Annotated in this window: 14 protein-coding genes; 7 read left to right on the plus strand and 7 right to left on the minus strand. The window is 43.9% G+C overall.

Going from position 1 to position 14472, the window contains the following annotated elements:
- Both AB4209_RS00295 and bolA read right to left on the minus strand, forming a co-directional pair.
- Positions 1 to 1341: a Na(+)-translocating NADH-quinone reductase subunit A gene (locus AB4209_RS00295; RefSeq protein ID WP_372054390.1), complete on the minus strand. Its 1341-nt coding sequence runs from the start codon at positions 1339 to 1341 to the stop codon at positions 1 to 3.
- A 519-nt stretch (positions 1342 to 1860) separates the two neighbouring features.
- Positions 1861 to 2169, minus strand: coding sequence for a transcriptional regulator BolA (gene bolA, locus AB4209_RS00300; RefSeq protein ID WP_017059909.1), 309 nt, complete (start codon positions 2167 to 2169; stop codon positions 1861 to 1863).
- Between the two features lie 174 nt (positions 2170 to 2343).
- Here bolA and AB4209_RS00305 point away from each other — a divergent pair, with 174 nt between their 5' ends.
- The 4 genes from AB4209_RS00305 to AB4209_RS00320 all read left to right on the plus strand — a co-directional run bounded on the left by AB4209_RS00305 (position 2344) and on the right by AB4209_RS00320 (position 6091).
- Positions 2344 to 3495, plus strand: a complete 1152-nt coding sequence (locus AB4209_RS00305; RefSeq protein WP_017059908.1) for a methyltransferase — start codon at positions 2344 to 2346, stop codon at positions 3493 to 3495.
- Between the two features lie 66 nt (positions 3496 to 3561).
- Positions 3562 to 4131: a YajG family lipoprotein gene (locus AB4209_RS00310; RefSeq protein ID WP_017059907.1), complete on the plus strand. Its 570-nt coding sequence runs from the start codon at positions 3562 to 3564 to the stop codon at positions 4129 to 4131.
- Complete coding sequence (locus AB4209_RS00315) at positions 4131 to 4679, plus strand: peptidylprolyl isomerase (RefSeq protein ID WP_017059906.1); 549 nt, start codon at positions 4131 to 4133, stop codon at positions 4677 to 4679. Before AB4209_RS00310 ends, AB4209_RS00315 begins: the two co-directional genes overlap by 1 nt.
- A 53-nt stretch (positions 4680 to 4732) precedes the next feature.
- The gene (locus AB4209_RS00320; RefSeq protein ID WP_372054392.1) at positions 4733 to 6091 is read left to right on the plus strand and encodes an AmpG family muropeptide MFS transporter; all 1359 of its coding nucleotides are present in this window, start codon (positions 4733 to 4735) and stop codon (positions 6089 to 6091) included.
- A 66-nt stretch (positions 6092 to 6157) separates the two neighbouring features.
- Here the strand turns inward: AB4209_RS00320 and AB4209_RS00325 are convergent, their stop codons facing one another.
- Positions 6158 to 7504: a DUF4397 domain-containing protein gene (locus AB4209_RS00325; RefSeq protein WP_372054394.1), complete on the minus strand. Its 1347-nt coding sequence runs from the start codon at positions 7502 to 7504 to the stop codon at positions 6158 to 6160.
- Positions 7505 to 8209: 705 nt separating this feature from the next.
- Here AB4209_RS00325 and AB4209_RS00330 point away from each other — a divergent pair.
- The 3 genes from AB4209_RS00330 to csdA all read left to right on the plus strand — a co-directional run bounded on the left by AB4209_RS00330 (position 8210) and on the right by csdA (position 11247).
- Complete coding sequence (locus AB4209_RS00330) at positions 8210 to 8944, plus strand: outer membrane protein OmpK (protein WP_372050946.1); 735 nt, start codon at positions 8210 to 8212, stop codon at positions 8942 to 8944.
- Positions 8945 to 9054: 110 nt separating this feature from the next.
- Positions 9055 to 9948 (plus strand): 2-dehydropantoate 2-reductase, encoded by an 894-nt coding sequence (panE, locus tag AB4209_RS00335; protein WP_372054396.1) that lies wholly within the window; start codon positions 9055 to 9057, stop codon positions 9946 to 9948.
- An 87-nt stretch (positions 9949 to 10035) separates the two neighbouring features.
- Positions 10036 to 11247 carry a cysteine desulfurase CsdA gene (gene csdA, locus AB4209_RS00340; protein WP_372054398.1) on the plus strand — a complete coding sequence of 404 codons (1212 nt, stop codon included), beginning with the start codon at positions 10036 to 10038 and terminating at the stop codon, positions 11245 to 11247.
- Positions 11248 to 11316: 69 nt separating this feature from the next.
- On the opposite strand, the gene csdE is transcribed toward csdA, so the two are convergent.
- The 4 genes from csdE to AB4209_RS00360 form a co-directional block, all read right to left on the minus strand.
- Positions 11317 to 11745, minus strand: coding sequence for a cysteine desulfurase sulfur acceptor subunit CsdE (csdE, locus tag AB4209_RS00345; protein ID WP_372054440.1), 429 nt, complete (start codon positions 11743 to 11745; stop codon positions 11317 to 11319).
- Between the two features lie 37 nt (positions 11746 to 11782).
- Positions 11783 to 12592 (minus strand): tRNA cyclic N6-threonylcarbamoyladenosine(37) synthase TcdA, encoded by an 810-nt coding sequence (tcdA, locus tag AB4209_RS00350; RefSeq protein WP_048657895.1) that lies wholly within the window; start codon positions 12590 to 12592, stop codon positions 11783 to 11785.
- A 113-nt stretch (positions 12593 to 12705) separates the two neighbouring features.
- On the minus strand, positions 12706 to 13818 hold the full coding sequence (gene mltA, locus AB4209_RS00355; protein ID WP_017059898.1) for a murein transglycosylase A: 1113 nt from the start codon (positions 13816 to 13818) through the stop codon (positions 12706 to 12708).
- An 81-nt stretch (positions 13819 to 13899) separates the two neighbouring features.
- Complete coding sequence (locus AB4209_RS00360; RefSeq protein ID WP_017064193.1) at positions 13900 to 14373, minus strand: DUF2850 domain-containing protein; 474 nt, start codon at positions 14371 to 14373, stop codon at positions 13900 to 13902.
- Positions 14374 to 14472: the final 99 nt, after the last annotated feature.

A 14472-nucleotide genomic window follows, 5' to 3' on the forward strand; every position in this document is an offset into this window, starting at 1 on the left:
TTACCCTTCCTTCACAATTGTATCTAGGCATTCACGAAGTAACTGACCGTACTCGTACTTACCAGGACATACAAAGGTACACAGTGCTAAATCTTCTTCATCTAGCTCTAGCGCACCAAGTGCTTGTGCACTATCAACGTCGCCAGCACATAGATCGCGAAGCAGCAAAGTAGGCTCCATATCTAATGGCATTACTTTCTCGTAGTTACCAATTGGAACCATAGAGCGATCACTACCGTTTGTTGTCGTTGTCATGTTGAACAACTGACCTTTAAACACGTGACCAAGGAATGAACGAGTAACAGAGAACTTGTTCTTACCAGGCATAGCCCAGCCAAATAGCTCTTTATCACGACCTTCACGAAGAACCGAAACCTGTTGATGGTAACGGCCAAGGTAAGCATGTGGACCTGAAGCGTGAACACCAGATAATACTGAACCTGAGATCAGGCGAACTTCACCTGGCATCAACTCGCTGTCCGTCAACTCTTCAAGGCTAGCACCAATTTGAGTACGAACTAGGCGTGGGTTATTAACTACTGGACCAGCCAGAGAAACAACACGCTCAGAGTAAATCTCACCAGTAAGGAACAACTTACCGAATGCGATAACGTCTTGGTAGTTAATGCTCCACGCTACATTTTGTGCATTTACCGGGTATAGGTAATGCATATGCGTGCCTGCAAGACCTGCAGGGTGTGGGCCATCAAAAACATATTCTTCAACGTTAGACTGAGCTGAACGAGGTAAGCTAGTACCTTTTTTACAAACGTACACTTTACCGTTAGTCAGAGTTGAAAGAAGATCTAAACCAGCAACGAAAGCATCAGACTGCTCGTTAATGATTAATTCTGGCTCAGCTGCTAGCGGATTAGTATCCATAGCAGTAACGAAAATAGCCTGAGTTTCAGAATCAACTGCTGGAACCTTGCTGAACGGACGAGTTCGCAAAGCGGTCCATGCGCCAGACTCAACTAACTGAGCTTTAACCGTTTCACGGTCAAGACTTGCTAGTTGGTTAGCTTCATAGCTATTGAACGTGATTTGCTCATTGCCTGCTACTTCAATCACTACTGATTGAAGAACACGCTTAGCACCACGGTTCACTTCAATAACTTTACCGCTTGCTGGAGAAGTAAATACAACACCTGGGTTCTTTTTATCTGCAAAAAGAACTTGGCCTTTCTTCACTTCATCACCAACGCGAGCATGCATCGTAGGACGCATACCAACGTACTCTTCGCCAAGCAAGGCGACTTTAGTGATGGACTTACCATCATTAATCACCTGGGATGGAGTTCCTGCGATAGGAAGATCCAAACCCTTCTTTATTGTAATCATACGCACTTGCACTACTTTATCGGGAAAAAGATTCTTTTAATTGCGTAAATTCAGGACGTTTTAAAATCGCCCTTAGACACGACATTACAGTGTCCGGTTTTGGTAAATTTGAGATACCAAAATCGCAACATTTTCATAATAAAATCACCACACGAATCATGTGAGATTTATCAGGTGCGATATTCTAGCATTTTTTGACAACTCGATGCCATGACCAATAACTTGAATACAGCCTTTATTTGGTGAGATTTGAAGCATATGGCCTCTCAAATATGTATAAATTTGACGAGCCGCACAGATAAAATGGCTTTTGAATCGTGTTTTAAACAAGAGATTAATACTCTGTCACAAACTAATATTTTACTAGTTATGTTGAAACACTGTTAATAAAAACATTACTCATTGTAGGTATTTGAGCTCGTTCAATTTGACATCAGTTTGGGTGATATAAGAACGAAAAATACATACGTTTGACGACAAAAAAAGCGCCATGGCGCTTTTCTCTGTATATAGGCCTTCTTACTTTCCGCCACCCATACACATTGGACTGTCTGGCACGCTATCTAGCTGCTTCATCCATTCATCTTTTGTATAAGTGTGAATAGACAGTGCGTGGATATTATTGGCTAACTCTTCTGAAAGTGCCTTATTTACCGCTCGATGACGAGCAATAAGACGCAAACCTTCAAACACATCGCTGACAACAATCACTTTGAAATGACTCTCAGAACCAGCCGGAACATTGTGCATATAGCTCTCATTGACCACGTTTAAATGACTTGGTGAAAACTCATTGTGCAATTTTGTTTCGATAACTTCTTGGATCATTGTGATTCCTTAATAACGTATTGGCATTATCCGTGGGCTGAGTATAAACCCTAACAGGTCGAGTGTCTGAGTATTTCATAGCGAATGGCATAGGTTTGGTTGAGTTTTTTCTATCTTGTTCAGCCTGCATTTGAGACAATATCTTTGTTATTTCTTACATAAGTATCTCAAGCAATGAAAACCGAACTTACCCTTCACGACAGAACTTTGACCTTACATCGTTTCCCGAAACGTTCAAATGAAACCCTTCAAGCTTGGGATGCGGGCGACGAATACATTATTAGCCATGTTGAAGAGATGAACCTTGAACCTGGTAAACACATCCTGATCATGAACGACAGCTTCGGTGCCCTATCGACTTGGTTCTCGAAAGATCATGATGTCACTATGATGAGCGACTCATTTATCTCTCACCGTGGCGCCCTGAAAAACTTGCAGCGCAATCAAAGTAACCGAGTGAACTTCTTGAACACGATGGATGATATCCCACACGGTATCGACCTTGTGATCATGCAGCTGCCAAAAACAAATCGTCACCTAATCTGGCAACTGAGCCAGCTACGCCAAGCATTGCCTGTAGGCTGCCAAGTGATTGGCGTCAACAAGGTAAAAGAGATTCACACTTCTACGCTTAACCTGTTCGAAAAGTACCTAGGCGAAACCAAAACATCACTAGCGAAGAAAAAACACCGCTTAGTATTCTCGTCTCCAAACTGCCAGCCTATTCAAACAGTAGAGCCTTTTGTTGAATGGGATGTGGACGGTGAAGATATCCGTCTGAAAAATTTACCAAATGTTTACTCAGGGGAAGCACTCGATCAAGGCGCTCGCTATATGCTAGAGCATATCCCTCAAGATCCAGAGCTGCGTCATATCATCGACCTAGGCTGTGGCAACGGTGTATTGAGCGTAAAAGCAGGGCAATTGAACCCACAAGCTCGTATTACCTGTGTGGATGAAAGCTTTATGGCTGTGGAGTCAGCACGCCAAAACGTCAAGGATAACCTTGGTGAAGACGGCAACTTCCAGTTCATCGCCAACAACTGTTTAGATGGCTTTAAGAAAAACAGCACCTACTTAGTGATGTGTAATCCTCCATTCCATCAGCAACAAGCGATTACTGATCACATTGCATGGCAAATGTTCTGTGATGCAAAGCATGTTCTTAGCAATGGAGGCAAATTAATTGTTATTGGCAACCGACACCTCGGATACGATGTCAAACTAGCGAGACTATTTGGTGAAGCTAACGTTGAAACGCTTGAACTAAACCAAAAATTTGAGATATTACAAGCAACAAGAGAGCCTGCGAATTTTAATAAATAAGCAGAAACGACTTCACAAGAATTTAAGATACCGAGCTTCTGGTGTGAATTTAGAAAGGATAAAGGAATGAAAAAACTGATTTTGGCTGCTTCTATTATGGCTTTGACAGCATGTTCAGCCCCTCAGCAAGAACAGATCAATGTAATGCCAGAAGCTTCACTAAGCTCAAGCAACCTTGTACAAGGCAAAACATACACACTAACCAGTAAAGATGTTCGTGCCGCTCAATATGTTGCATTGGTTGATAGTGGCCGTTCAAACATTCAGCCAATTCACGCTAAGCAAAACATGCGTATTTCTCTAGAAAATGCTGTTGCACAGCAGTTAGAGTCTCAAGGTTTTCGTGCGAGCGTAAACAGTGAAAACTCGATTGTTTTAGAGATTCAAGAAGCACTCGTTACCGTAGAGCACACCATTATGGAAAACAAAATGGACGGTAAAGTAACGCTTGAAGTTACCGCTGAAACACCTGAAGGCAAACTAGTTAAAACATTCAACGGCACTGCAACACGCACTGGTGCATTGAGTGCATCTAACGACGACATCTCTATGGTTCTTAATGACGTGATTAACTTGGTTCTTACTGAGATCGCTAACGACCAAGAGCTACAAACTTACATGAAGGAACGTTTCTAATGGGTCGTATTTTATCTTCTATCGCATTAATGCTAGTGAGCGTGAGCGTTTGGGCTGGTCCTAAAGTAAACGTGGAAACAACATTAGGCGACTTCACTATTGAGCTTAACCAAGAACAAGCACCGGTTAGTGCGGAGAACTTCCTAAAATACGTTGCTGACGGCAGCTACGAAGGCACTATCTTCCACCGTGTTATTCCTGGCTTTATGGCTCAAGGTGGCGGCTTCGATCAAGAGATGAATCAACAAGCAACTTACGCTCCTATCAAGAATGAAGGCAGCAATGGCTTGAAGAACGATACAGCAACAATCGCGATGGCTCGTACTAATGCGCCAGATTCTGCAACTCGTCAGTTCTTCATTAACTTCTCTGATAATGACTTCTTGAACGCAAAAGGTAGCAACCCAGGCTACGCTGTATTCGGCAAAGTAACTGAAGGTTTTGATGTTGTTCAAAAGATGGCAACGATTCCAACCAAGCGAATGGGCCGCATGTCAGACATACCAGTTGACCCAATCGTCATCACTAAAGTGACCCTTCTTAAGTAATCCAATCTAACGCCCTTATTTCTTAAGGGCGTTTTTCTACACAAGGACGCCCTATGTCATCAGGCACTCCCTCTCTTTCTTGGATGCAGACTTTCCGCAGCTACCTAGATAAACGCCTACTTTGGGTGTTTATGCTCGGCTGTTCGAGTGGCTTCCCATGGGTTCTTATTGGATCCAATATGTCTGGTTGGCTAAAAGATGCAGGTTTAACGCGTGCTGCCATCGGCTACTTTGGCAGTGTGTTTGCCGTGTATGCGATTAACTTTCTATGGGCACCATTGGTAGACCGAGTAAAACTGCCGGTGCTTCACGCAATACTCGGCCAGCGACGCAGTTGGATCTTTTTCTGCCAATCCATTGTTTTAATCGGTACCTTATTCATCGCAGGCGTCAATCCCGCAGAGAACTTGGCGTTTACTTCAATGTTGGCGCTCGCTATTGCCATTGCCTCAGCCACGCAAGACATCGCGATTGATGCATTTCGTATTGATACCTTCCCAAAATCCGAAGCATCAAAACTGCCGCAAGCTTCTGCAATGGCCGTAATTGGTTGGTGGACGGGGTATTCACTACCAGGCTACCTTGCCTTTATTAATGCAGACTCAATCGGTTGGAATGGCGTGTATTACGGAATGGCAGGTGTCGTTGTTGTATTAATGCTGTTTACTCTTTTTGTCGGAGAGCCAAATACACAACGTGAAGCCCTACAAGAACAAGCACAACAGCGACACAATAAAGTGGTCGGCTCAAAGCTTGTCGCTTGGTTCAGTGTGACGGTAATTGAACCATTTTATGATTTCTTCAAAAGAAACGGAGTTCAAGTTGCCATTACTCTATTGCTGTTTGTGTTCCTATTTAAGATAGGTGAAGCCTTCCTAGGTCGCATGTCGATCACCTTCTATAAAGAGATAGGTTTCAGTAATGAACAGATCGGTCATTACTCCAAGTTAATTGGCTGGGGCGCGACGATATTCTTCACTTTGGTAGGCAGTGTCTTCAATGTGAAATTCGGTATTGTACGCGGACTGATGATTGGCGGTGTTGCCATGGCAGCCAGTAATCTAATGTTTGCATGGATCGCTCAAGCAGGCCCAAGTGAAACACTGTTCTTGGCAACGATTATTGTCGATAACTTCACGACCGCCTTTTCAACAGTAGCTTTTGTCTCTTTCTTAACGTTATTAACTGGGCAGGCCTTCTCTGCAACCCAATATGCATTACTCGCATCCTTGGGTAACTTCGGTCGAACAACACTGGCTTCATTTAGTGGTGAATTGGTCGATTACCTCAATGATTGGTCAACCTTCTTTATACTGACCGCACTTATGGTGATTCCAAGTTTGATCATGCTCTACTCGTTACGCCACTTTTTCACGGATTTATTAGAGAAAGCCAAAACTAACCAAGAATAGAGTCAAAGAAAACAAATAAGAAGAGGGTAGCATTGATCTACCCTCTTCTACGTTCTGTCTTCAGATCTAGTCTGTTGTTTCACTGACAATTAGGTTAAAACCCGTACCCATCGAATCATCAATCGCCACGACTTGATACACCACACCATCAGCTAAGGTTGCGGGCGCAGAGTCGATAGCCACAACTGACGGCTGACCCGCTACAGTAATCGTCACAAAGTAAGACCCCGCCGCAACATAAATGCCATTCGCATAATCTCTGAATTTCACATCACTTAGCGCCGGAGTGCTACCAGAGATACCCGTGTTTTCTGTTAAGTAGATATCAACCGAAGCCGCAATTGGGTTAGCCGCCGCATGGGTAATGTTTAACACCGCACTGGTCGCAACCGGGCGACGGTTTTCAGGAACAACGAGTGGTTCCAAATTGAGTGGACTTAACGTACCCACTGCATAAATGCTGTAATCCATCCCAGCAAATACAGCTAAACCATCAACATCGATAAATGTTGGAGTCGTCGTTGCAGTTTCGTAAATATCAATATCGTAGCTACCTGCAGCCAAGTCTAGGAAGCCGCGAATCTCTTTAAACATCAGAGCATCAAGAGGAGCAAACTTAGTAGAGTTAACGAACACATCGACATCAGGTGCACCATCAACCAAATGCCCCACTCTCACTTCTGCCTTTTCTGCCATATCGTAGATTAAAGATGAACCCTGACCATCCATCACCATCAACTTCACCGGAGATGCACTGTTTGAATCAGCTCTTGGCACCGCCGCAATCGTTAGCTCGCTACCGCCAGAAAGAGTGATTTCTCCAGAGTCAAAAGCAATAGCACTACCACTCACGGTTTCTAATCTCACTCGGTATTGCCCTTCTGGGATATTGAGTACGTCAGTAAAGTCCTTATAACCGAGAGTACCAAGCGGAGCGCCCAATGGATCATTCGGTGCCGTTACATATAAGTTCACATCCCCAACCCCTGTTGCCGCGTGAACAACTTGCACATCTAAACTTGAACTTGTTGCCGTTCCCTCAGCAGGCCTTGTAACAACTAAAGCCTCAACCGGGTTATTAGAACCATCAGCATCGCCGACCACCATTACGGTGTAATCTAGGTTACCGCTCAAATCGAATTGGCTTGGCGGAATCACAGTCGCTACTGCGTCACCTGGGAGTTGGACATCGACTTGCAGGGTTGTCTGTCCTTGATCTACTGAGGTATATCCGGATGCTTGAGCATAATCGACACCGCTCCAACGAGCCTGACTATTTACTAAGACATTAGCCAACGGAGCATCTGGCGATGCATGTACAGCTTGTAGTTGAGTTGTTGGTTCATCGTCATCATCACACCCCACAATGAACAGGGCTGACATCGCTACCGCGAGTACTGGTGAATATTTCATCGGTCTTCTCTCCAAAAAAGTTAGACCAGTTCGTCACACAAATGATTAGTCCAATAACTAATCTTTAAAAATTGTCTCAAAATCTAGTGCAGTGAACTGTCTTTAATTCTCCGTGATTCAAAAAGTAGCTAGGTTGAAATTCCTAGTCAGTCATCACATGAGTTGTTCATCAATTGATTCCAACATCATTACGAAGTTGGTCAAAAATAGATCAAAGACAAGATTGAAAGGAGGTTTGAATGAGTCATTTTTAAAGAGAAAACGCTTAGAAAGGAATACTGTTGATTTTGATATGCATGTCACTCTAATTAGTAGAATCGTTTGCTTAGCACAGTATTTCACCTATTTATCCACAAAATAATCGAGTTTCACAAAATCAATAGAATTAGATGTGCACCAAGATGCATTGACACATTAAAGTTCCATCATTTAGATCGTTAGTGTGATCAAGCTCACCATAATAATTATAGTTTTCACTCTGTCTCACTTTTATTTGAGAACAAAATCGCTATTATGCTCGACATTCGGACATACAAACACGCACGGATTAGCGGGTTACTTATTTTAAACATAGAGAGTTCCATTATGCGTAAATCACTTTTAACTCTTGGCCTACTTGCAGCAGCATCTGCTCCAGTAATGGCAGCTGACTATACTGACGGCGATACTCACAAGAACGATTACAAATGGATGCAGTTCAACCTAATGGGCGCATTCGACGAGCTACCAGGTGAATCTTCACACGACTACATTGAAATGGAGTTTGGTGGCCGTTCAGGAATTTGGGAATTATATGGTTACGTTGATTTCTTTAATGTTCTAAATAATGACAGCAGTGACAAAGCTGGTTCTGACCGTATCTTTGCAAAATTTGCACCTCGTATGTCTCTAGATGGCCTTACAGGTAAAGACCTGTCTTTTGGCCCAGTAAAAGAGCTATACATCGCGAACCAAACTGTAATCAATGGCGGCGCTGAGTACTCTTTCGAGACTACTGAATTAGACCAAGACGGTAATCCTGTAGTTAAGTCCAATGAGCCTCTATACCAAACATTCATTGGTCTTGGTTCTGATGTAGAAGTGCCATGGTTAGGTAAAGTTGGTCTAAACCTATACGGTATGTACGATCTAAACGCTAAAGACTGGAATGGTTACCAAATTTCAGCTAACTGGTTCAAACCATTCTACTTCTTCGAAAATGGTTCATTTGTATCTTACCAAGGTTACATTGATTACCAATTTGGTGTTAACGATGATTTCGCTGCATTGAACTCTTCTCATGGTGGTCAAATGTACAACGGTCTTTACTGGCATAGCGATCGTTTTGCTCTAGGTTACGGTCTAAAAGCTTACAACGACGTATACGGCCTTAAAGATGGCGGTTTAGCTGGCAAAACTTCTGGCTTTGCTCATTACGTAGCAGCTACTTACAAGTTCTAATTGAACTTCTAAGAAAGTTTCCTAAATGGCACCCTCGGGTGCCATTTTTTATTGCTTTCATTTAATGCCTCGCTATCCTTGCAGCATCACTTTCTTATCTCGGTATTGCTGTGAACATCATTATTGTTGGGCCAGGGGCCATCGGCTCTTTATGGGCAATAAAACTACTTCAAGCTGGTCATAATGTGTCTTTGTGGAGTCGTTCCACTGATAACTCAATTGACTTATCACTTGATGGACAAGCTTCCCTTTCCTTCAGTAACAACAATATCGAACGATTAGCCGCGAGTGATCTGGTTATCTTCACCGTCAAGGCTTGGCAAGTCGAAACCGCAACCACTCCGCTCCTCCAACATCTCGACCCAGACACCATTCTAATGTTCATGCACAATGGAATGGGCGCGGTCGACAACATTGCCACTCAAATTAATGCTCACCCGATAGTATTGGCAACCACGACCCAAGCAGCATTCAAACCTGATCGTAATAGTGTATCTCATACAGGAATAGGACAAACCCAGTTGGGTGCTTTTAACCAAACGGGTCAACAGTGCACGTTTTTGGTTGATGTATTGGATGATGCTCTCCCCACTGTGAGTTGGAACCCACAAATAAAAATCGCGCTTTGGACTAAACTCGCCATCAACTGTGCTATCAACCCACTGACTGGGTTAGAGCAAGTCAAGAATGGCGAACTTGCAGAGCAAAAGTTTGGAGATACTTTAAGCTCTATCGTTGAAGAGCTCACAAAAGTTATTCAGGCAGAAGGTATTGATTGTTCGATCGAAGAGTTAGAAGCGAGCGTCAAACAGGTAATCCAAGCCACAGCCCAGAACAACTCATCCATGAAGCAGGATATGTTTTACCAACGCAAGACAGAGATCGACTTCATCACTGGACACCTGATAAAAACAGCAAATAAGCATCAGATAGAAGTTCCCGTTAACCAAAAGCTGTTCGATCAAGTCAAAGAGCAAGAAAATAGCTGGAATCATCAAGATTAGTCAGCAACGGTCAACAAGTCGCGATAAAATAACAATACCGCTAAGCATAACGCTGGCACCAATTTCCAAGATTTTAGGTAAGAATAGATGCTTGATATCAATCACATCCGAGAGCAGTTTCCTGCGCTATCACAAACCATCAATCAACAACCATTGATTTACTTAGACAGCGCGGCAACGACACAAAAACCTCAGGTAGTTATTGATGCCATTAGCCAATATTACTCCAAACAAAATGCCAATGTTCACCGTGGTAGCCATAGCTTAACAGCGAACGCGACCAGTCAGTTTGAAGCTACCAGAGATAAGGTCGCTCAGTTTATCGGTGCAAGCTCTTCAAAAGAGATCATCTGGACTCGTGGTGCCACCGAGGCGCTCAATCTAATTGCTCAAACTTACGCAAGAAGTACCCTTCAGCCAGGCGATGAGATCTTAGTGAGTGAAATGGAGCATCACGCCAACATAGTGCCTTGGCAAATTGTTGCACAACAAACCGGCGCTAAAGTCGTTAAAGTACCGATGACATCGGATTGCGAATTTGACCTAGTCGCGTTTGATACGCTTTTAAATGAACGAACCAAGATTGTTGCATTAGCTCAGATAACCAATGTGACGGGTTCTCGTCAGCCAATTGAAGCTGTCATAGAAAAAGCACACAAGATGAATGCGATTGTTGTGGTCGATGGCGCGCAAGGCATCGTCCATGAGCCTATTGATGTTGCAGCTTTAGGTGCGGATTTCTACGTATTCTCTGGACACAAGCTCTATGCCCCTGCGGGCATCGGTGTGCTTTACGGCAAGCTTGAATTGTTAGAAGCGATGCCACCTTGGCATGGTGGTGGCAAAATGGTCGAGCGCGTCTCTTTCTCTGGCACTACTTTTTCAGAACTGCCAGGCAAATTCGAAGCGGGCACGCCAAATGTGGCAGGAGCCATAGCACTAAGCACCGCAATAGAATGGTTAAGTGGTTTTGTACAACAAGATGTCGAAAATCATATCCACCAACTACAACACGAGACTTATCTTGCTCTCAGTAAACTGGATGACATTCAGATTTTAGGGTATCAACCTAACGCAAGTGTGATTACTTTTGTGATGGATGGTGTTCACCATCAAGATATAGCGACTCTACTGGATCAGCAAGGTATCGCAGTACGTGCAGGACATCATTGTGCTCACCCATTAATGGATGCACTTAATGTGAAAGGAACGGTTCGAATTTCATTTGGTATTTACAACAACATGGATGATGTTGAAAAGCTCGTAGCGGCGATAGAAAAAGCCGTTGATATGCTTTAGGGAGTAGCGAAATTACTTAGGGTTGGCGTTTAACGTCAACCCTTTTTGCTTCTGTGTATCAAGGAGATATTAAGCACTTAGCTCTTGGATTTGAGCAACAATCGCTTTTAATCCATTACCGCGAGATGGGCTAAGGTGGGTAATTAGACCGATTTGTTCAAAGTAACCATCAATATCGAACGCTTGAACCTGCTCTGATGTTTTTCCATCATACGCAGCCATCACTAATGCAATCAGACCGCGCACAATACGAGCATCAGAATCAGCACAAAAGTGCCAAACACCATCGATATTCTGAGAAACCAACCACACTTGGCTTTCACAACCAGACACTACAACCTGCTCACTTTTCAGTTCATCAGGCATGTTAGGTAGTTTTTTTCCCCATTGAATCACTTGGCGATAACGGTCTTCCCAGCCGCTGAATGTCTGCATTTTCGCGACAATATCATCACTGGTAATTTCAGTGCCGAAAGGAGAGCTTGGGAAGGTGGTCATTTTCATATCCAGTCGATTGTTAATTGAGTAGAAGACGTTACTTAGCGTGCTTTTGAATCAGCTTTTCTACAATACGTGAAACAGCCACAAAACCAAACGTAGCAGTTACCACCGTTGCCGCACCAAAACCCGTCGCACAATCCATGCGCTTTGGACCTTCTGCTGTTGCTTTCGCAGCGCATACACTGCCGTCAGCTTGAGGATATTTCAGCTGTTCAGTTGAGAACACACAATCGATACCAAACTTACGTGCTGGATTCTTAGGGAAATTATGATGACGACGAAGGGTGTCTTTTAGCTTCTTCGCTAGCGGGTCTTGAATCGTCTTGGTCAGATCGGCCACTTTAATTTGCGTTGGGTCGATTTGACCACCAGCGCCACCGGTAGTGATCACCTTGATTTTGTTGCTACGACAGTACGCCAGCAGTGAAGCCTTCGCTTTCATGCTATCAATCGCATCTAACACAAAGTCGAATTCTTTCGATAGGTATTCAGCCTGATTGTCTGGGCCGATAAAGTCATCAATCAGGTTAACCTTACACTCAGGATTAATCAGCTTGACGCGCTCTGCCATCACTTCGATTTTGCTCTTACCAACGGTACCCGACATAGCATGAATCTGGCGGTTAATGTTAGTTACACACACGTCATCCATATCGATCAACGTCAGCTCACCTAAACCGGTACGAGCAAGCGCTTCAACCGCCCATGAACCTACACCACCAATACCGATCACACACACATGTGCTCCTCTAAGTATGTCGACTTCACTATTGCCATACAGGCGACGAGTGCCACCAAATCGTTGGTCATAGTTTTCTGAAGCTGGAGTGGTCAATTCACGCATTCTTGCCGCCAATTTATTTCTGAGAAAAAGAAAAGAGTGCGTTTTATACGCACTCTTGAATAAAAAGTCTAGGGGATTAGCGATTCGCTTTCAATGCCCTTTTTTATTGTAGCTTACTCAACCTTTTCAGGAGGCAAAGCCCAAGGCGCTTCAGTTGCGCTGCCATCTAAACCGAGCTTCCACACACGACCAAAATGCTTGTAATGGCCCGCTTCTGTACCCGCTCGAGGGCCCATGCCGTGGTAAAGGTCCAAATGGTTTTGCTTAACCGCGCCGCCCGTATCCAAAACCAATAGCAGTCTTAGTTGATGAGCGCCGCTCCAAGTACCATCAGCATTCAGTAGTGGAACCTCAGCAAGAATCGGTGTTCCCATAGGTAAGATAGAGCGATCGCCCGCTACCGCCGCCATCGGTAATAGAGGAATGCCCGCGCTGCCCATTACCGATAGGTCGTCTCTCGCTTCAAAGAAAACGAAAGAAGGGTTTTGCTCAAGCAGCTCTTTCACTACTTCAGGATCGTTTGCCAATACCCACTCTTTGATTGCTTTTAGCGACATTTTTTCGCGTGGAACTAAGCCTCGTTCAATCAGAACACGGCCAATGCTCACATAAGCTTTATTATTCTTACCCGCGTAGGCGAAATACTGCAGCGTGTCATCATCACCGAAGTGCACAAATCCACTGCCCTGCACTTCCATCATAAATGGGTCGATGCGGTTTGCTGAATAACCTAACTCAAGGCCTTGACCTTCTAATGCGCCGTTGTAAATCTCTTCGCGTGTTGGACACTCTTTGCCACACTCAGGAAGCCCGTAAACAGGGTAACGGTATTCTTCATTCGCTTCGTGGCGCAGCTCCATCACAGGAGAAAAGTAGCCCGTGAACAAAACATTGCCTTGTTTATCACCACCACCTAGTTGAGCGGTTTGAACGCCAAAATTCGCTAGCTCGCTTGGATCTCCACTCAGCATCGCCCACTCATTGAGTTGTTGATAAAGCGGCTCATAGATTTTAGCCATCGAAGGGGATTTAGAAACCACCATCTCAGCTTGTTCTGCAAATGCGGTGTAGTCTCTTGGTTTATTGGATTCAACCTGATCGACCTTATTCAAGGTGCGAGGAAATTCGTCATCAAGGTGTTGCTGAGCAAGATCAGTGGGTTGAGCACAGCCAAATAACAAAGAGGCAGCGACAAGGGGAAGCCATTTTTTAATCACAAGAGTCATCCTAAAAATTCTATGCATCGAGGATGACAAAAACAGTCAGATAACACAATCTTAGATTGTAAGAGTTTACAAGAAGATAACCTATCGGACGGAGTTATCGATATGGCCCTTAAGGCGGAAGATGGGATTGTAGTGACTGTCAGAATCGAGCACCATTTCTGTATTGTCAGAATTGGTCATGCGGAAGCGATAGGTTTTATCACCCGCCTTGTATTCAAAGTAGTTTCCATCAAAGTCAAAGCTCGTCGAAACAACAGACCCACGAACTGACACACCATTAGCATTCAGAACAAACTCATCGGTCGCATAATGTGCAACATCTTGCTCTATCCAAGTGCCGTATATCAGATTGTCGGGCGTCGCCGCATTTTGCACTCGGGAAAGCACATCGCCGAACAAAGAAACCACCGCAAACGAACCCACTAAGGCTAGAACCATTAAACAGCGTTCAATGATCTTACGCTTCAACTTAGATTGATTGCGCTGATCAGCTTCGCTGTAGAGACCTTTGGTTATCTCATCGATTTTGTTCTTTGTTGCTGGAGCTTGTTGCATTCGGTGACTACTCATAAGGATGCTATGCGCATTCTACACTGAGACAGTTTATATATTGAAGCCTAGATAAGAATAGTTTGCGCTTTATTCCAAAAAGGT

This window comes from Vibrio sp. 10N.286.48.C11 (assembly GCF_041469805.1).
GTDB lineage: Bacteria > Pseudomonadota > Gammaproteobacteria > Enterobacterales > Vibrionaceae > Vibrio > Vibrio crassostreae_C.